The organism is Kitasatospora sp. NPDC057542, from assembly GCF_042801945.1.
In the GTDB taxonomy this organism is placed as follows: Bacteria; Actinomycetota; Actinomycetes; order Streptomycetales; family Streptomycetaceae; genus Kitasatospora.
Map to the genome: position 1 here is coordinate 1 of NZ_JBHVFE010000163.1, position 17727 is coordinate 17727.

Below are 17727 nucleotides of genomic sequence, written 5' to 3' on the forward strand. Positions count from 1 at the left end.
GCACGGCGAGCACCTCCACGAAGCAGTCGTACAGCTCGTTGCGCCACACGAACGGGCTCCACAGCGGGTGCCGGCCCTGGGCGCGCGCGGTGTCAGCCCCGGGCGGCCCCCGCGGGCGACTCCTCCGCACAGACCGCCGAGACGAACTCGGCGACCCGCGCCTGCGGCAGGCCGCGCGCGATGTCCGCCTCGCTGATCATGCCGACCAGCTTGTGCTCCGGGTGGTTGATCACCGGCAGCCGGCGCACCTGGTACTGCTCCATCACCCGCAGCACCTGCTCGCAGTCCTCGTCCGCCTCCACCGTCATCGGCCGCCCCTGCGCCAGCTCGCCCGCCGTCACCGACGCCGGGTCGCGGCCCTCGGCGACGCAGCGCAGCACGATGTCGCGGTCGGTCACGATCCCCAGCAGTTTGTCGCCCGGCCCACAGATGGGCAGGGCACCCACGTCGCGTTCCCGCATGATCCGGGCGGCGGCCGCGAGCGTCTCGTGCTCGCGGATGCACTCCGCGCCCGGGTGCATGATGTCGCTGGCTCTGGTCATGGTCCGCCTCCTGACCTGGTTCCCTCCCCTCGTCCATGGTGGTCCGCGCGGATGGCCGACGCCACCGGGGCCGGTGCGCCCGGAAGACCCGGCGGCACGCTCAGGCCTCGTCGTCCGGCGCGGTGGGGCCGCCCCGCTCGACCCGGCCGTCCGGCGACTCCGGAGGGTCCAGCGGCAACTTCTCCAACACCTCCTTCAGGGGCTGGAGTTCGTGCCCGGGCTGGTCCGGCCCGAGCGCCTCCTCCGGCACCTCGCCGCTCTCCACCGCCTCTTCCACGGCCTTCGCCCCGGCCGCGACCGCCGCGGCCGTCAGCAGGTTCCGCTGCTGCACCTCCGTCGCACTGTCCAGGAAGCGCAGCAGCTCCACCGGGAAGGGCAGCACCAGCGTCGAGTTCTTCTCCGCCGCCACCTCCACCACGGTCTGCAACAGCCGCAGCTGGAGCGCGGACGGGGTCGCACTCATCACCGCCGCGGCCTCCGACAGCCGCTCCGAGGCCTGGAACTCACCGTCCGCCGTGATGATCCGGGCCCGCCGCTCCCGCTCGGCCTCCGCCTGCCGGGCGATCGAGCGCTTCATCGACTCCGGCAGCGCGACGTCCTTGATCTCCACCCGGTCGATCTCGATGCCCCAGCCCAGCGCCGGGCTGTCGATCATCAACTCCAGCCCCTGGTTGATCGGTTCGCGGTTGGCCAGCAGGTCGTCCAGCTCGCTCTTGCCGATGATCGAGCGCAGCGAGGTCTGCGCGACCTGGGAGATCGCGAAGTTGTAGTCCTGCACGTTGACGGTGGCCTTCACCGCGTCCACCACCCGGAAGTAGACCACCGCGTCCACCCGCACGGTCACGTTGTCCCGGGTGATGCCCTCCTGCGCCGGGATCGGCATCGTCACGATCTGCACGTTCACCTTGCGCAGCCGGTCCGCGATCGGCAGCAGCGCCACCAGCCCGGGACCGCGCACCTCGTCGCGCACCCTCCCGAAGCGGAACACCACGCCCTTCTGGAACTGCTGGACGACCCGGATGCTCATGCTCGCCCAGATCGCCCCCAGCCCGGCGAGCGCTCCCAGGGCACCCAGCACCGCATCGACGATCATCGCGGCCTCCTTGCGGCCTGTGCGCACACCGACGCGCCCGGCCGCCGCCGACCCGGACCGGCCGGGGACCGCCGGAGCAACTGATTCCACGCTACGCCTGCCCGGACGGCGCCGGAACGAACGTGCCGCAGCGCCTAGGATCTTGGCCATGCCGACCGTGGCCGTGCCCCCCTCCCCCGCCGACGACCCCGACGACCCCCGCCACCCCGCCGAGGCCGCCGCCCGGGCCGTCGGACTCGCCGCGCTGGACCGTGTCGTCACCGGCTGCCGGGCCTGCCCGCGCCTGGTGCAGTGGCGCGAGGAGACCGCCCGGACCAAGCGCCGCGCCTACCAGGACTGGGACTACTGGGCCCGCCCGATCCCCGGCTTCGGCCCGCCGGACGCCCCGCTCGTCCTGGTCGGCCTCGCCCCCGCCGCCCACGGCGCCAACCGCACCGGCCGGATCTTCACCGGCGACCCCTCCGGCGACCTGCTCTACGCCGCCCTGTACGACCTCGGGCTCGCCAACCGCCCCGAGTCCGTCCGCCACGGCGACGGCCTGGAGCTGTCCGGCGTCCGGATCACCGACCCGGTCCGCTGCGCCCCGCCCGACAACAGGCCCAGCACCGCCGAACGCGACACCTGCCGGCCCTGGATCACCCGCGAACTCCAGCTGCTGCGACCCACCGTACGCGCCGTCGTCGCCCTCGGCGGCTTCGCCTGGCAGGCCATGCTGCCGGTCATCGCGGACGCCGGCTGGCTGGTCCCCCGCCCCCGCCCCGCCTTCGGCCACGCCGCCGTGGCCGCCTTCCCGGCCCGCGACGGCGGCCCGGACCTGCGGATGTACGGCTGCTACCACGTGAGCCCGCGCAACACGAACACCGGTCGGCTGACCACCGCGATGCTCCGGGACCTGCTGCGCGAAGCGGCCCGGGCGGCGGGGCTCGATCCCCGGTAGCACCGCCACCGTGCCGCGGTGGCCCCCGCGCGCACCGGACCCGACCGCGGTCCGGCCGGTGGTGCGAGGGCGGCGGCAGGAAAGGCCCTACCCGAACCGGGGCAGCTTCCGCTTGCCCGCCCGCCGCCACACGTCCGGCAGCCGTCGCCGCGTGGCCTCCTCCGTGGCCAGCTGGCGGCCGTACAGGGCGCCGTAGCCGAAGGGCTCGCCACCGCTCGCCGCGTGGGCGGCGAGGGTGCTCGCGGCGACCACGGCGTCCTGGTGGTCGCCCAGCACCTCCTGGACGGCCCTCATCCGCCGGGCGTAGCGCTCGGCCCGGGCGCCGGCCACCGGGACGGCGGTCTCGCCGGCGTAGCGGGCGCGCTTGGCCGCCTTGCGGGCCTGGTGGAGGGCCGCGTTCCGCTCCTCGGGAGCGGCGGCGAGGGCGGTGCGGACGCGTTCGGCGGTGCGGCGCTGCTCCCGGGCCGCGATCCGGGAGAGCTCCCGGACGGCGCCGCGGCCGGCGCGCGGACGCAGCGGCGGATCCGCGAGGAGGATCGCGATGGCCTCGCCGAGGGCCCGGCGGCGAGGGCTGTCGAGGGCGGCGACCACCTCGGGCCAGACCTGGCGGTACTCGGCCTCGCCCCACCGCTCCAGCGCCGCCGCGACCCGCTGCGGCTCGCACTCGGCGGGCAGCTCGCGGGCCTGGGCGACCAGCCGTTCGGCCAGCACCTCGCGGTCCCGCGCCCCGCCGAGGGCGGCGGCGAGCCAGCGCAGCTCGGCGACCAGGTCGTCGGTGGCACCGGGGGCGAGCAGCCGCCGGAAGGTCTGCAGGGCGCTGCGCAGCCGCCGGCAGGCGACCCGCATCCGGTGCACGGCGTCCGGCTCGTCCGCCCGGACGGCGTCGTCCAGACCGGCCAGCACCACCGCCTGCGCCTCGATGCGGGCCAGCAGCACCTGCCCCACCGTGGTCTCGGGTTCCGTCATGTGCGCTCGCCCCCTCGTCGGGTCGGCGGGAACGCCTTCCAGGCTAATCCAGGTACGGCTGCCGTCGACCCCGCAGGCTACTGAGGGCGCATCAGCCGGAACAGGGACCTACGGGCCCTCGTGCCGGATGTGAGTGCCATGGCATACTCCGGAGCGTGACGACCTCCTCCCACGCGACCAGGGCCCTGCGGGCCGCGGTGTTCACCGCGCTCGCCGTGCCGATGGCCGCGTTGGGCCAGGTGGTCATCACGGGCCGCCCGCTGCCGCTGTCACTGGTGGCCTCGGCCGGTGCCGTCGTCTTCCTGGTCGCGGCCGTGCTGGCCGGCGGGGAGCGGCGGATGCTGCACATCTCCGGCGTGATGGTGCCGGTCGAACTGCTGCTCAACACCACGTTCAACCTGGGCCAGACCAGCTGTTCGCCGGTGCTGGCCGGTCAGGTGCCCGCACGCGGGGTGAACCTGCTGGTCTGTGGCGGCGGTTCGGTGGACGGCTCGCTGCTGGACGGCCCGCTGGGCCACGTCGGACAGTTGGCGCCCGCCGCGACCCAGCTGCTGCTCCTGCTGGTGCACCTGGTGATCGCCCTGGCGGCCTCGGCCTGGCTGCGGATGGGCGATGCCGCCCTGTCCGCCCTGGCCCTGGCGCTGCGCGCCCTGCGCGAGTCCCTGGCCGGCCCGCTGCGTGCCCTGGTCGTCCTGCTGATCCCGGCTCCGGTGCGTCCGGTGCTGCGGGTGCCGCTGCCGGTGTCGGACCGCGCCCGGCCGCGCCGCGAGGACGTCGTGCTGAGCCCGGCGCCCCGGCGTGGCCCGCCCGCCTTCGCGCCTGCCTGCTGATCGACCGTCCCGTCCGATCACCCGTACCCGGCCGAACGGCCCCGGTACGCCCGCAGGCAGTGCGCACGACTCCCGCGTTCACCGACCCCGCCGCACCAGGTGCGGCTTCCCGCGCGCACCCGCGCGCCGCGTACAGGAGTTGACTTCCCCACCCATGTCCCAGGACAAGAACAAGAAGCGCGTCAGTGCCCGTGAGCGGATCCAGGAGGCGCAGCGCCGCGAGAAGCAGGCCGCCAAGCGCCGTCAGCGGATCGTGGTGACGGTCTCGGCCGTCGTCGTGCTGGCCCTCGCGGGCGGCGTCGCCGTCGCGATCGGCTCGGCCTCGGACAAGAACGACAAGTCCTCCGCCGCCGCCACGGCTCCGCTGGTCATCCCCGCCAACGCCTCCGGCCCGGACGGCACGGTGATCACCTACGGCAAGGCCGACGCCCCGCACACCATGGCGGTCTACGAGGACTTCCGCTGCCCGGTCTGCAAGCACTTCGAGGCGGCGAACGGCGAGACCGTCAAGAAGCTCACCGAGGACGGTCAGATCAAGGTGGAGTTCCACCTGGCGGCCTTCCTGGACAAGGGCCTCGGCGGCAAGGGCTCGCGCACCGCGCTGGCCGCCGTCGGCGCCGCGCTGAACGAGGGCGTGGACAAGTTCAAGGCGTTCCACGACGTGCTGTACGCCAACCAGCCGGACGAGCGCGAGGACGCCTTCGGTGACGTCAACCACATCCTGGACCTGGCCGGCCAGGTGCCCGGCCTGAAGACGGACGCCTTCGTGAAGGCGGTGACCGACAAGACGTACGCCCCGTGGGCGGCCAAGGTCGCCGACGCGTTCAACGACAGCGGGGTGACCGGCACTCCGACCGTCAAGGTGGACGGCAAGCAGATCACCCTGTTCGCCGGCAACGCCGTGGTCCCGCCCGAGCAGTTCACCGCCCAGGTGAAGCAGGCCGCCGGCCTCCAGTAGGCCGGACCACCACACCGCACGGCACCACCCGGCCCGGCCGAACTCCCGGCCGGGCCGGCTCCTCCCAGCCAGCCACCGGAGTGTGCTGCCATGACCGCCGCTACCACCGTGCACCCCTCCCGCTCCGCCCCCGACGACGCCGGCCGGGCCCCGATCGGCGCGAGCCGGGCCTACGCCTTCCTGCTGTTCCTCGGCGGGCTGGTCGGGCTGGCCGCCTCGGCCGTCCTGACCTTCGACAAGCTCCGCATCCTGGAGAACCCCTCCTACGTCCCCAGCTGCAACATCAACCCGGTGATCAGCTGCGGCTCGGTGATGCGCACCGAGCAGGCGGAGGTCTTCGGCTTCCCGAACCCGCTGCTCGGGCTGGCCGCGTTCGGTGCGCTGGCGGCGATCGGCGCGGGGCTGCTCTCCGGTGCCGCGTACCGGCGCTGGTTCTGGCTGGGCCTGAACGCGGGCACCGCGCTGGGCGTGGTGTTCGCGCACTGGCTGATCTACCAGGCGCTGTACGACATCGGTGCGCTGTGCCCGTACTGCATGGTGGTGTGGGCGACGGTGGTGGCGCTGTTCTGGTACACCACGCTGCACAACCTGCGCGAGGGCGTGATCCCGGTGGGCCCGCGCGCACGGGTGGTCGTCCGGGAGGCGGCCCGCTACCACTGGGCGCTGCCGGTGCTGTGGGCGGCGGTGATCGCGCTGCTGGTCCTCAACCGGTTCTGGTACTACTGGAGCACGCTCCTCTGACCGGCCGTCACCCCACGTACCCGTCGGAGTGCAGCAGCGCGGCGGCGCCGGTCCGCCGGGCCTCCAGGGCCCCGGTGAGCCGGCGCGCCGCACCGGGCTGCAGCAGGACGGCCGCCCGGGCCGGGGTGAAGTACCCGTGGTCGGCGATCTCCTCGGCCTGCGCGCGGACCACCGACCCGGCCGCGACCGTCCCGCCGTCGAACATGAACTGCACGGCGGGGTGGGCGTGTTCGCCCTGGTCGGGGATCGCGTCGCGCCACTCCACGACGAGCAGCCTCAGCGGCCCGGCCACCAGCCCCGTCTCCTCGTACAGCTCGCGGGCCGCGCACTCGGCGGGCCCCTCCCCCGGGTCCATCCCGCCGCCGGGGAACTGCCACTGGTCGCGGTAACTGGCCTTCAGCAGCAGGACCCTGCCCGCCTCGTCGGTGAGCAGCACGCTGCACCCGACGTAGGCGCGCACCATTCCGGCGAGCCACTCCTCCTCCGAGAGTGCCCAGGTGTCCGTCATCGCGCCTCCTCCGCCGGGTTCCCGTTGCCGCGGCCACTCTGCCGCGACTCCGGCGCCGGGAAAGGCGGTTCGCCCCTGATCCACCCGAATGAGTGCTACCCGAAGACCGCTTGCCGGAAGGCGTTGCGCAGCTCGGTGAGCCGCCGGATGTCCCGGTCGTAGTGCACCTTGTTGGTGAGCAGCACGGCCCAGCGTCCGAGCCGCCGGGAGACCCAGAAGCCGGTGCCGGTGAAGCCGTAGTGGACGAAGGTGCCTTCGGCCGGCCCGGTGCCGGGGGCGCACAGCCAGGACAGGCCGCGGGCGGGGGCGAGGCCGCCGGTCTGCTCGCGCAGCGACTCGTCGATCCACGCCCCGCCCCAGGGCAGCCCGGGCGGCGGGGCGAGCAGCGCGGCCAGGAAGGGGGCGAGGTCGCGGGCGGTGGAGAAGGCCCCGGCGTTGCCGGAGACCCCGCCGAGCAGCCGGGCGGAGGGGTCGTGGACGACGCCGCACAGGTGGACGCCGGCGCCCTGCTCGTACTCGGTGGGCGCGGTGCGGGCGGCGAGCGCGGCACCGAGCGGACCGTACCGGGTGTCGGCCATGCCGAGCGGCCCCCAGACCCAGCGCTCGGCGAGCTCGTCCAGCGGTGCGCCGCCGAGGTCCTCGACCAGGTAGGTGAGCAGTACGGCGGCGCGGTCGGTGTACTCGACGACCGCGCCCGGCGGGCGGTGCAGCGGTGCGGCGACGACCCCGGCCCGGATCGCCGCGAGGTCGCGCCCGTAGAGCTGCTCGAAGCGGGTGTACGGGAGCATCCCGGCGGTGTGGGCGAGGAGTTGACGGACCGTCACCGCTGCGGTGGGGTGTCCGGCGGACGGTGGCCACCAGTGGCCGAGCGGTTCGTCCAGCGGAAGCAGCCCGGACTGTCGCAGCACCCCGACGCAGGGCCAGAGCGCGACGACCTTGGTGAGGCTGGCGAGGTCGTACAGGGTGTCCGGCCCGGGCCGCAGCCGCGCGTACGGCCCCTGCCCGAGCAGGCCGTGGCTGCCGCCGCCGAGCGTGCCGGCGGCATCCCCGACGGCCCAGACGGCGCCCGCCCCGACGGTGCGCGCGCCGTCCCGGACCAGCCGGTCCAGCTCCCCGCCGGGCGCGGCCAGGCCGGGGAGCCGCTCGGCTCCGGGTGCATCGGGTGCTCGGTGGCTCATCCGTCCCCTCCTCGGGCCGACGGGAGCCTTCCCCGCGCGGCGGCCGCTCAGACCGCCGGAGCCAGCCGCTTGCCGAGGCAGATGCTCTGCGGGTGGTCCTTGTAGATGCCGAACTTCCGGATCGCGGCGTAGCCCTCGGACCGGTACAGCGCAACGGCCTCGGGCTGCTCGGTGCCGGTCTCCAGGATGACGCGGGTGCGCCCGGCCTCGACCGCGGTCTGCTCCAGGCGGCTCAGTACCCCGCGGGCCAGGCCGCGGCCGCGGGCCTCGGGGATCACGAACATCCGCTTCAGCTCGGCGTCACCGTCGCGCAGGTCGTCCGGTCCGGCCTGCTTGGCCCGCCAGCCGCCGCAGGCGACCGGACGGCCGTCCAGGTAGGCGATCATGAACAGGCCGGCCGGCGCCTCGAAGTCCGCGGGGCGCATGACGGTCTCGTCCGGGTCGCCGTAGCGGCGCACGTACTCCTGCTGCACCTCCGCCGACAGGGCCTGGGCGTCGGGGTGGGCGTAGCCGGTGATGCGGAACTCGACGGTGCCGGCGTCCCGGGTGGCGGTGGTGTTCATGGTTGAAAAGCCTACGATCCCGGCTCAGCGGTCCTCGAACCGGGCGACCAGGTCGTCCTTGCCGAACATCCGGGCGGTCTCCACGGCGCTGGGGGTGCCGGCCTGCGGGTCGGCCCCGCCGGCCAGCAGGACGTCGAGCACGTCCGTGGCGCCCTTGAAGACGGCACCCGCCAGCGGGGTCTGACCGCGATCGTTGGCGCGGTTCGGGTCGGCGCCGTACCGGAGCAGCTCCGCCACGGTGGCGGCGTGTCCGTGGTAGGCGGCGAGCATGACCAGGGTGTCGCCGCGGTCGTTGGTGAGGTCGGCCGGGGCACCGGCGTCCAGGTAGGCGGACAGGGTGTCGGTCTCCCCGGCACGGGCGGCGTCGAAGAGCTTCCCGGCGAGCGCGATCACCTCGGCGTCGGGGGCGTCGGCGGGCTGCTGGCTGGCGGCGTCGGTCACGGTGGGCGGCCTTTCCGGTCGGGTCGTCGGGCGGTCTCGGGGCTGCGCCCACGGCACGGTAGCGGCCGGTGCCGGAACGGGCCAGCGGGCGTCCGGAATCCGGATGACGGCCCGCACCCGCCACGACACTCGGCCGCGCGCGCCGCGCAGCCATTCGAGCGAACTTCCCGGACCCCCCGGAAACTTCCCGCCCGCCGCCCGGGAATGCCTCGGCACATCGAATCCCCGCGACGCCCGGCCCGCACCCCGGCCGGTCCGCACCCCGCCACCCGGCCGCCGGAACGGCATTGAACGGCAGAACCACCCATTTGCGCCGTTCCGTCATCTATTACTTTTTGTCACGATTAGTGCGCCTTCCGTAACACCCCCGCTTGTCCCCCCTTCCTGAGGAGCGGAACGTGATCCTCTCGATTTCCGGCATCGTCCTGTTCGGCACCATCGCCTTTCTCTTCTTCCGCCGGGACGGACTGAAGATCTCCCATGCCGTCGTCTGCGCCCTCCTGGGCTTCTACACCGCCGGCTCCTCGATCGCGCCGAGCATCACCGCGGGCGGCGCGAGCCTCGCCAGCCTGCTCAGCGGCATCAAGTTCTAGCCACCGCCCACTCTCCCCGTACCGGCCCGGGAGCGGATCCCACACCGCCCCGGGCCCCGTCGTACCCCACCTCCGCCACCCCAGCCCGTCCCATCGCCCGGGGAGTCAAGGAATGCCGCTCCACCGCCACCTCAGCAAGGGCCTCGCGATCGCCCGGACCACCGGGGACCACGCCTCCGACATGTTCGCCCCGCTCGCCGCCATCGGCCGCGGCCTGCGCCACCACGTCGGCTGGGCCGTGTCCCACTGGCAGGCCACCCCCAAGGAACGCCGCGGCCCGACGCTGTTCCTGACCGCCGCCCTGGGACTCGGCGTCTACCTGCTGCCGCACGGCCTGCTGTTCGCCCTGATCGCCCTGATGGCCAGCGCGGGCTGGGCCGGCCGGATCCCCAGGGCGGCGCCCGCACCGCCCGCCCCGGACGTCGCCGACGTCAAGCTCGGCGCCCTCTACGCGGCGCTCACCCCGTACCTGTGCGGCCCGGAGGACGCCAACCCGCTGTACCACTTCGAGGGCAGCCACAAGAACGCCTTCAGCGCGTGGGAGTTCGACCGCGAGGGCCGGCTCTCCCGGCTGGAACTGAGCTACCCCGCCTACTTCACCGACACCGAGCCGGCTGCCCGGGCCCGGATCGAGCAGGTGGTCCAGGGCAAGGCGGGCCGGGCCCGGGAGTACCGCTTCGACTGGGACGAGGAGTCCAACCGGCTGCGGATCACCGCGCTCGCCCCGCTGCCCACCGACATCGCCGCCCAGCGCTTCGTGGTCGCCCCCGGCGAGATCGTGCTGGGCTTCACCGATGAGGACGGCACCGCCCGGACCATCCCGGTCGTCCAGGGCGGCATGGCCGTCCAGCAGCCGCCGGTGATCTGGCGCACCGGCCCGCGCTCCTCCGAACCGCACCTGCTGGCGCTCGGCGTCACCGGCTACGGCACCTCCAGCCTGCTGCGCTCGATCGCGCTCCAGGCCCTCCCGTACGCCGACCTGGTGGTGGTCGACGGCGCGGGCACCGGGGAACACGCCTGTCTGGTGAACCGGCCCGGTGTGTACACCGTGGAGACCAGCCTGCACGGCACGCTGGCCGCCCTGGAGTGGGCCGCCGGCGAGACCGAGCGCCGGCTCGCCGCGCTCAACGCCGCCCGGCACGCCGGCTGCGCCCCGCCCGAGGACGTCACCCGGCCGCTGTGGCTGCTGTTGGACCACCCGACCGAGCTGAGCGAACTCGCCCAGGCCGAGGGCCGTCCCGACCCGCAGGACCTGCTGGAGCTCCCGCTGCGGCACGGTCGGGCCGCCCGCGTCACCGTGGTGATCGCCGACGACCTCGACGCCCGGGACCGGATCACCGCCACCGTCCGCGCCACCACCCGGGCCCGCGTGGTGCTCGGCCCGGCCGGCCCCGACGAGGGGCGCGCCGCGCTCGGCGCACCCCTGGACATCGCGCCCGCCGCCCACGCTCCGGTCGGCCGCGGCTACGCCCGGGTCGGCAACAGCGCCCCGGTGCGCCTCCAGGTACCCGCCACCATCGACCCGCTGGACGACGAGGCCCCGACCCCGCTGCGGGACGCGGTGATCGCCCTGCTGCCGCACCGGGACAGCCGCACCGAGGCGGCCGCCGCCGCACCACCCCGCCCGGAGCACCCACCGGTGGTCCCCGCGGCCGATCCGGCCCAGGCCCATCCCGTCGACCTCGCCAAGAACGAGCCGATGATCCGTTCACGGCCGATCTCCTGACGGCCGGGCCGACCGGCCTCGCGGGCCGGCTGTCCGGCGCTCGACCGGGGTCGGCGCCCGCCGCCGAATCCCGTCCCGGTACGCTCGTCACGGAAAGTCCGCACGATCACCAGACGTGAAATAGGTGACACCTGGAGTGATATCACCGGCCAGATGTGACAAATCGGGCGCGGGTGGGTACAAACAGGGGCGGCACGACAGACGACGCATGTCCCGGGACGGGAATCTTCGTCGGAAGCCGAGCGTTGACCGAACGACGAAGAACAGCGACCACTAGTCCTGTGGGCCATAAGCCCGGGAGGCACGATTCATGAGCGAGCGAGCTCTCCGCGGCACGCGACTCGGGGCCACTAGCTACGAGACCGACCGTGGTATCGATCTGGCTCCCCGCCAGACCGTCGAGTACGCATGTCAGAACGGACACCGTTTCGAGGTTCCTTTCTCGGTCGAGGCGGAGATCCCCCCGACCTGGGAATGCCGCTTCTGTGGCCAGGAGGCGGCGCTTCTCGACGGCGACGAGCCGGAGGAGAAGAAGACCAAGCCGACGCGCACCCATTGGGACATGCTGATGGAGCGCCGGACGCGCGAGGAGCTGGAGGAGGTGCTGGCCGAGCGGCTGGCCGTGCTCCGCTCCGGTGGGATGAACCTCGCGGTGCACCCGCGGGACACCCGTAAGAGCGCCTGACACCTCGCTCCCGCCCCGAGCGGGAGGACGCGAAAAGGGACCCTGGTGACCAGGGTCCCTTTCGCGTTGCCCGGCTTCGTGTTGTCCGGGGCACTGGGCGAGCCGCCCCGGCACGCCGGGCCGCCCGGGGCGGGATGCGCCCCGGGCGGCTCGTGGGAACGGGCGGGTCAGCCGGCGATCGGCGGGCGGTAGGCGGTGTCCGGGCCCTGCGGGCCACGCGGGCCGGACTCCGGGTCCACGACCTCGCCCTGGATCACCTTGCCGTCCGGGCGGTGGATGCGCAGCTGCTCCTGGAGCCGCATCGCGTCCGCGAACGCGTCGGCACCGACGGCGGAGGTGCTGCGCAGCGCCTTGTCCGCGGCCCGGCGCCCGGCCGCCCGCCACAGCACCCGAGTCGGCGGGAAGAGCAGGGTCAGGGCCACCAGGTCCGACAGGAAGCCGGGGACGATCAGCAGCAGGCCGGCCAGCACGGTCATGCTGGTTCCGGTCTGCGGCTGCTGCGACTGCGGGTTCTTGCTCTGCTCGATCGCCGCCGACAGCGCCTTCAGCCCGGCCCGCTTGATCAGCGAGCCTCCGATCAGGGCGCCCGCGATGAGCAGCAGCACGACGGTGAAGCCGCCCAGCCACGAGCCGACCTGGACCAGCAGCCAGATCTCCAGCACCAGCCAGGCGGTGATCAGCAGCGGCAGCACCCGCCGGAGCCTGCTGCGCGGGGCCGGACGGGTCGGGGTAGCTTGCTGGGTCACGGTACGAATCCACTCCAGGCGGTGCTCTGCGCGCCGCACGGAAGGTCCGGGCCGGCTACGGCACCACCGGCTCCAACGATTCCCGCTCGGCCGGTGTTCCGGCCGAAGCCTTCTTGCGGCGGCCGACCAGCACCGCTGCGCCGCAGGCCAGCAGGCCGCCGACGGCGAGCGTCCACTCCGGGGCGGCGCCGACCTCGTCGGCCACCGTGGTGCCGTCGCGCAGGGGGACGGTGGCCGACAGCTCGGCCGGGGTCAGCTCCTCGGTGCGCTGCTGGACGCTGCCGTCCGGGGCGATCACCGCGCTGATGCCGCTGGTGGCGGCGATCAGCACCGCCCGGCCGTGCTCGACGGCCCGCAGCCGGCTCATCGCCAGCTGCTGCTCGGGCTGGCCGGTCCTGGCGTAGGTCGCGTTGTTGGTCTGGACGACCAGGACCCGGGCGCCGCTGTCCACGGTGTCGCGGACGATCTCGTCGTACGCCACCTCGAAGCAGATCACGTCGCCGATCCGGGCCGGGCCGAGCTGCATCACGCCGTTGTGGTCGCCGGGGTAGAAGTCCCGGGCGACCCGCTGGAGGCGGGAGATCACCTTCATCAGCTGCGCCCGGAACGGCACGTACTCGCCGAACGGGACGGGGTGCTGCTTGGTGTAGGAGGCGCCGGGGCCGGTGACCGGGTCCCAGACGATGCCCTCGTTCTGGACGTGCTGCGCGTCCGGGCCGTCCACCAGGGTGCCGACCAGGGTGGGCACGCCGACCGCCTTGACCGCCTCGTCGATCCGCTGACGGGCCAGCGGGTCGCTGAACGGGTCGAGGTCGGAGGAGTTCTCCGGCCAGATCACGATGTCGGGGCGCTCGACCCTGCCGGCCCGGATGTCGGCGGCGAGCCGCTCGGTGGCCGAGGCGTGGTTGTTGAGGACCATCATCGGGCGGCCCAGGAAGTCCATGCCCGGGTTGGGCACGTTGCCCTGGACGATGGCGACCTTGACGGTGTCGGCGGCGGCCGTGGGCACCGGCACGAGGTAGCCGGCCAGCAGCGCGGCCACGGCGCCGAGCGCCGCCAGCGCGGCCGCCTTCGGGGCCCTGCCCGGCCCGCGCAGCCGCAGCGCGGCCCAGGCCAGCAGCGCGCCGGACAGGGCGACCGCGAAGGTCACCAGCGGCGCGCCGCCGAGCGCGGCCAGCGGGGTGTACGGGGTGGCGGTGTTGGCGAAGGCGAGCCGGCCCCAGGGGAATCCCCCGAGCGGCAGCCGGTCGCGGGCCCACTCCTGGGTGATCCACAGGCAGGCCGCCCAGAGCGGCCAGGCCGGCAGCCGGGAGGTGACGGCCAGGCCGCCGCCGAGCAGGGCCAGGAACAGCGCCTCCACGACGGACAGGCCGATCGTGGCGTCCCAGCCGACCACCCGCAGCCAGCTGAGCAGCATCAGGAAGAACGGCAGGCCGAAGGCGAAGCCGGTCCACAGGCCCTGACGGAAGGTGCGGCCCAGGGTGAGCAGCGAGAGCGCGGCGACGCCGAGCAGCGACAGCGGCCACAGGTCGTACGGCGGGAAGGCGAGGGCCAGCAGCAGGCCGGCCAGGGCGGCGAGGCCGGTGCGCGGAAGCCCGGCACGGACCTTGGCGAGCGCGCGGGCTCCGCGGCTCGGTCCGGGCGCCGGCTCCTGTGGCTCGGGTACGGCCTCGGACCGTTCCTGGGTGACGGGAATGGCCACCGGCGCACCATCTTCCTGGGGCTTGCTGTTCGGACGCTGTGCGAAGAAGGTACCCCGGAACGTCGGGAGGACGTGAGGCGAGGGTGGTGGCCGGGTCAGCGCGGGGCGTAGCGGAACTCCCGCAGCGGCCAGTGCCCGGTGAGCCAGCCGGAGACGGCGTGGTACAGCGGGGCGTCGAGGTGGGCGCGGTCGGCCCGGACCCAGGAGCTGACCGAGATCACGGACGGGTCCTCGCGGTCCGGGTAGATGTACACGCAGCCGATCACCTCGTCGCGGTCCGGCTCCAGGACGGTATAGGTGAAGCCGGTGCGGGCCTCGAAGTCGGCGGCGTGCCGGCGCAGGTCGGCGAGGTTCTGCTCCGGGGGCATCCCGTCGGCGGGCGGCCAGCCGCGGCCGGCCCAGCCGGGGGTGGCGCGGATGTGGGCCACGCTGCTCGTCCAGGCGGCGTGGTCGGAGGCGTTGTGCTGCTCGCCCAGGGGTTCCAGGCGGAACTCCGGGGCGAGCAGCTCGCGCGGGACGGTGAAGTCGGCGGGTACCAGTTCGGTCATGGTGATCAACCTAGGACGCGGTGGCCCGCCGTTCCACGCGGTTTACCGCTGGAACACCGTGCGGCCGCGGACCACGGTGCGCAGGCAGGTCGGCAGCGGGTGGCCCGGGGTGAGGTCGGGCAGGCCGGGGGTGCCGGAGCGCGGGTCGGTGGACCAGCCGGCCACCCGGGAGTCGGGGGCCTGGACGACCAGCTCGCCGGCCGCCCAGATCGCGTAGCTGGCGACCGCGCCGGGGACCAGCACGCCGTCCTGGTCCCGGCCGACGGCGCGCCAGCCGCCGCGGGTGTGGGCGGTGAAGGCGGCCCGCACCGAGATCCGGTGGTCCGGGGTCTGGTGGAAGGCCGCCGCACGCACGGTGCCCCAGGGGTCGAGCGGGGTGACCGGGGCGTCCGAGCCGAAGGCCAGCGGGACACCGGCCCGCAGCAGTGCGGCGAAGGGGTTGAGGGCGGCCGCCCGCCCGGCGCCCAGGCGCTGGACGTACATGCCCTCGGGGCCGCCCCAGGCGGCGTCGAAGGCGGGCTGGACGGAGGCGGTCAGGCCGAGTTCGGCGAAGGCGGCGATGGTCCTGTCGTCCAGGGCCTCGGCGTGCTCGACGCGGTGGCGCAGGGCCTTGACCCGGTCGGCGCCGATCCGGGCGCCGGCCGCCCGGACGCCCTCGACGACCGCGGCGACGGCCGCGTCGCCGATGGCGTGGAACCCGGCCTGGATCCCGGCCTCGGTGCAGGCGGCGACGTGGTCGGCGACCTGCTCGGCGGTCAGGTAGGCGGTGCCGGTGTGCTCGGCGTCGGTGTACGGGGCGTGCAGGCAGGCGGTGTGCGAGCCGAGCGCGCCGTCCACGAAGAGGTCGCCGCCGGCGCCCACCGCACCGAGCCTGCGGGCGGTCTCGACACCACCCAACTCGCCCCAGTAGCCGAAGACTTCTGGCCCCTCCCCTTCGGCGGCCAGGGCCAGCAGGGCGGCCAGGTCGGCCTCCGAGGAGATCTCCGGGCCGGCGCACTCGTGCAGGGCGCCGATGCCGAGCTCGGCGGCGCGGGCCAGGGTGGCCCGCTGGGCGCTGCGGCGCTGCTCGGGGGTGAGACGGGCCAGCGCGGTCTGCCGGACGGCGTGGTGGGCGTCCTTGGTGAGCGGGCCCCCGGGGTCGAAGCCGGGTGCCTCGGCCAGGCCCTCGGTGAGGCTGCGCAGCGCGGTGGTGGCGAGCGCGGAGTGCACGTCGGTGCGGGAGAGGTAGAGCGCGGCACCGTGGGCGGCGGCGTCGAGTTCGGCGAGCGTGGGCGGACGGCCCTCGGGCCAGCCGGTCTCGTCCCAGCCGTGGCCGATCAGCACCCCGCCGGGCTCGGGCTGCGCGTCGACGAAGGCGGTGACGGCGGCCAGGGTGGCGGCCAGCGAGGGGCTGCCGGTGAGGTCGAGGCCGGTGAGCGCCAGGCCGGTGGCGGTGGCGTGCACGTGGGCGTCCACGAAGGCGGGGGTGACCAGGGCGCCGTCCAGCTCGACGATCTCGTCGGCGGTCGCGGCGTACGCCTCGGCGGCACCGTCACTGCCGACCCAGGCGACGTGCCCGCCTTCCACGAGCATCGCGGTGGCGAAGGGGTCGGCGGGGCTGTAGACGGCGCCGCCGCGCAGCAGGACGGTTCGTGGGCCCCTCCTGCCCGAGGGCGGGCAAGGAGGGAGGGTGCTTTCGGTCATGCCGCCAAGTCTGCACGTCACCGGTTCCTCCGCGGAGACCGGCCCGCGGTTCAGAGCTTCGGGGGTCGCGCCTCGTACGGGGTGGACAGGACGACGGTGGTGCGGGTGGAGACGCCGGCGGCGCTGCGGATGCGGGCGAGCAGGTCCTCCAGGTCGCCGGGGGCGCCGACGCGGACCTTGAGGATGTAGTTCTCGTCGCCGGCGACGCTGTGGCAGGCCTCGATCTCGGGCAGGCCGGCCAGACGCTCGGGGGTGTCGTCGGGGGCGCTCGGGTCGAAGGGCTTGACCGAGATGAACGCGGTCAGCGCCAGGTCGACGGCGTCGGGGTCGATGATCGCGGTGTAGCCGCGGATCACCCCGCGCTGTTCGAGGCGGCGCACCCGCTGGTGCACCGCCGAGGTGGACAGGCCGGTGGCCTTGCCCAGGTCCGTGTAGCTCATCCGGCCGTCTTCGAGGAGCAGCTGGACGATGCGTTGGTCGAGATCCTCCACAGTGCGCAAACCTACCCGGTCGGGAGCACGGGGGGCGCACGCGGTGGCACGGGGAGGGATTGCAGGTGTCAGGCGGGCACATGCCGGGTGAATGTGGCATCCGGTGTGGCCAAGGACACACCCGGTGCATCACGGTGCGCGTGACCGCAGGGTTATGAATCCGGATCACAGGGAAGTGCTGGTTGTGGCCCTGGACGACCACGCCGGGCCCGATCCTAGGGGGATCCTCATGCCTGCTACTGACCAGCGCGTGCTGGGCGCCGACGAGACCGACGATATGACCGACCGCGAGGACCTCGCGGTCGACCACATGCCGGGCACCGACCCCGGCGAGGCCGAGTCCTGGGACATCTTCCGGGTCAACTGCCCCGAGTGCCGCCGCCCGATCGCCCTGGTGGCGGACGAGGAGCGGCTGCCACAGCACGCACTGCTGCCGACGGCCTGGAACCCCTTCGCCCCCGCGATCTGCCCGGGTTCGGGCGTGCCGACGGACGACCTGGCCGAGGTCGAGGCCCCGGAGGACGCCGAACCGGCCGGGCTCGCCGCGCTGTTCAAGCTCCCGAGCGGACTGGACTGGCGCACCCAGCCGTTCTCGCACGCCGTCGCGCACCGCCCGGTGCGGCTCGCCTCGGTCGTCCAGGCCGCTCCGGTGGCGCCCGCCGTCCCGAACGTCTCGGCGCTGCGGGCCGCCATCCCGGAGCAGCGCCGCCGTCGTCCGGCGCTGACGGCCCGTACCGCCAAGGCGAGCTGACGCCGCGACAGGAACGCCTCCGGCCGTCACTCCGCACCCTGGAGT

At 74.3% G+C, this 17727-nt stretch carries 20 protein-coding genes; 8 read left to right on the forward strand and 12 right to left on the reverse strand.

Features of this window, described 5'->3' with window-relative positions; genetic code table 11:
• Positions 1–92: 92 nt before the first annotated feature.
• Positions 93–542, reverse strand: a complete 450-nt coding sequence (locus ACFU7Y_RS21145) for a CBS domain-containing protein (protein WP_224285038.1) — start codon at positions 540–542, stop codon at positions 93–95.
• Positions 543–642: 100 nt separating this feature from the next.
• On the reverse strand, positions 643–1635 hold the full coding sequence (locus ACFU7Y_RS21150; RefSeq protein ID WP_224285039.1) for a slipin family protein: 993 nt from the start codon (positions 1633–1635) through the stop codon (positions 643–645).
• 148 nt (positions 1636–1783) lie between these two features.
• On the opposite strand from ACFU7Y_RS21150, the gene ACFU7Y_RS21155 reads away from it, so the two are divergent.
• Positions 1784–2572, forward strand: coding sequence for a uracil-DNA glycosylase (locus ACFU7Y_RS21155; RefSeq protein WP_224285040.1), 789 nt, complete (start codon positions 1784–1786; stop codon positions 2570–2572).
• 87 nt (positions 2573–2659) lie between these two features.
• Here ACFU7Y_RS21155 and ACFU7Y_RS21160 read toward each other — a convergent pair whose 3' ends face one another.
• On the reverse strand, positions 2660–3538 hold the full coding sequence (locus ACFU7Y_RS21160) for a CHAD domain-containing protein (RefSeq protein ID WP_380769261.1): 879 nt from the start codon (positions 3536–3538) through the stop codon (positions 2660–2662).
• Positions 3539–3693: 155 nt separating this feature from the next.
• Between ACFU7Y_RS21160 and ACFU7Y_RS21165 the strand changes: the two genes are divergently transcribed.
• The 3 genes from ACFU7Y_RS21165 to ACFU7Y_RS21175 all read left to right on the forward strand — a co-directional run bounded on the left by ACFU7Y_RS21165 (position 3694) and on the right by ACFU7Y_RS21175 (position 6067).
• Entirely contained in the window at positions 3694–4368 is a 675-nt protein-coding gene (locus ACFU7Y_RS21165; RefSeq protein WP_224283333.1) for a hypothetical protein, read from the forward strand.
• A gap of 154 nt (positions 4369–4522) precedes the next feature.
• Positions 4523–5326, forward strand: a complete 804-nt coding sequence (locus ACFU7Y_RS21170) for a DsbA family protein (RefSeq protein WP_380769263.1) — start codon at positions 4523–4525, stop codon at positions 5324–5326.
• Positions 5327–5416: 90 nt separating this feature from the next.
• Positions 5417–6067 (forward strand): vitamin K epoxide reductase family protein, encoded by a 651-nt coding sequence (locus tag ACFU7Y_RS21175; RefSeq protein WP_224283331.1) that lies wholly within the window; start codon positions 5417–5419, stop codon positions 6065–6067.
• Positions 6068–6074: 7 nt separating this feature from the next.
• Here the strand turns inward: ACFU7Y_RS21175 and ACFU7Y_RS21180 are convergent, their stop codons facing one another.
• From ACFU7Y_RS21180 to ACFU7Y_RS21195, 4 genes are all read right to left on the reverse strand, one after another.
• The gene (locus ACFU7Y_RS21180) at positions 6075–6575 is read right to left on the reverse strand and encodes an NUDIX hydrolase (RefSeq protein ID WP_224283330.1); all 501 of its coding nucleotides are present in this window, start codon (positions 6573–6575) and stop codon (positions 6075–6077) included.
• A 95-nt stretch (positions 6576–6670) separates the two neighbouring features.
• Positions 6671–7753 (reverse strand): serine hydrolase, encoded by a 1083-nt coding sequence (locus tag ACFU7Y_RS21185; protein ID WP_224283329.1) that lies wholly within the window; start codon positions 7751–7753, stop codon positions 6671–6673.
• 47 nt (positions 7754–7800) lie between these two features.
• Positions 7801–8316, reverse strand: coding sequence for a GNAT family N-acetyltransferase (locus ACFU7Y_RS21190; protein ID WP_224283328.1), 516 nt, complete (start codon positions 8314–8316; stop codon positions 7801–7803).
• A gap of 24 nt (positions 8317–8340) precedes the next feature.
• Positions 8341–8757, reverse strand: coding sequence for an ankyrin repeat domain-containing protein (locus ACFU7Y_RS21195; RefSeq protein WP_224283327.1), 417 nt, complete (start codon positions 8755–8757; stop codon positions 8341–8343).
• Positions 8758–9155: 398 nt separating this feature from the next.
• Between ACFU7Y_RS21195 and ACFU7Y_RS21200 the strand changes: the two genes are divergently transcribed.
• The 3 genes from ACFU7Y_RS21200 to ACFU7Y_RS21210 all read left to right on the forward strand — a co-directional run bounded on the left by ACFU7Y_RS21200 (position 9156) and on the right by ACFU7Y_RS21210 (position 11761).
• Complete coding sequence (locus ACFU7Y_RS21200; protein WP_224283326.1) at positions 9156–9350, forward strand: hypothetical protein; 195 nt, start codon at positions 9156–9158, stop codon at positions 9348–9350.
• A gap of 112 nt (positions 9351–9462) precedes the next feature.
• The gene (locus tag ACFU7Y_RS21205; protein WP_380769267.1) at positions 9463–11076 is read left to right on the forward strand and encodes a hypothetical protein; all 1614 of its coding nucleotides are present in this window, start codon (positions 9463–9465) and stop codon (positions 11074–11076) included.
• Between the two features lie 310 nt (positions 11077–11386).
• Positions 11387–11761, forward strand: a complete 375-nt coding sequence (locus ACFU7Y_RS21210) for an RNA polymerase-binding protein RbpA (RefSeq protein ID WP_196949106.1) — start codon at positions 11387–11389, stop codon at positions 11759–11761.
• Between the two features lie 167 nt (positions 11762–11928).
• Here ACFU7Y_RS21210 and fxsA read toward each other — a convergent pair whose 3' ends face one another.
• The 5 genes from fxsA to ACFU7Y_RS21235 form a co-directional block, all read right to left on the reverse strand.
• Positions 11929–12507 carry an FxsA family membrane protein gene (gene fxsA / locus ACFU7Y_RS21215; protein ID WP_224285061.1) on the reverse strand — a complete coding sequence of 193 codons (579 nt, stop codon included), beginning with the start codon at positions 12505–12507 and terminating at the stop codon, positions 11929–11931.
• 55 nt (positions 12508–12562) lie between these two features.
• Complete coding sequence (gene lnt, locus ACFU7Y_RS21220; RefSeq protein ID WP_380769269.1) at positions 12563–14209, reverse strand: apolipoprotein N-acyltransferase; 1647 nt, start codon at positions 14207–14209, stop codon at positions 12563–12565.
• 95 nt (positions 14210–14304) lie between these two features.
• A complete protein-coding gene (locus ACFU7Y_RS21225) occupies positions 14305–14757 on the reverse strand; it encodes an N-acetyltransferase (protein ID WP_224283302.1) in 453 nt (150 codons plus the stop codon).
• A gap of 42 nt (positions 14758–14799) precedes the next feature.
• The gene (locus ACFU7Y_RS21230; RefSeq protein WP_224283303.1) at positions 14800–16440 is read right to left on the reverse strand and encodes an amidohydrolase; all 1641 of its coding nucleotides are present in this window, start codon (positions 16438–16440) and stop codon (positions 14800–14802) included.
• Between the two features lie 50 nt (positions 16441–16490).
• Positions 16491–16931, reverse strand: coding sequence for an Lrp/AsnC family transcriptional regulator (locus tag ACFU7Y_RS21235; protein WP_045694655.1), 441 nt, complete (start codon positions 16929–16931; stop codon positions 16491–16493).
• Between the two features lie 229 nt (positions 16932–17160).
• On the opposite strand from ACFU7Y_RS21235, the gene ACFU7Y_RS21240 reads away from it, so the two are divergent.
• On the forward strand, positions 17161–17682 hold the full coding sequence (locus tag ACFU7Y_RS21240) for a hypothetical protein (RefSeq protein ID WP_224283304.1): 522 nt from the start codon (positions 17161–17163) through the stop codon (positions 17680–17682).
• The last annotated feature ends 45 nt before the right edge of the window (positions 17683–17727 follow it).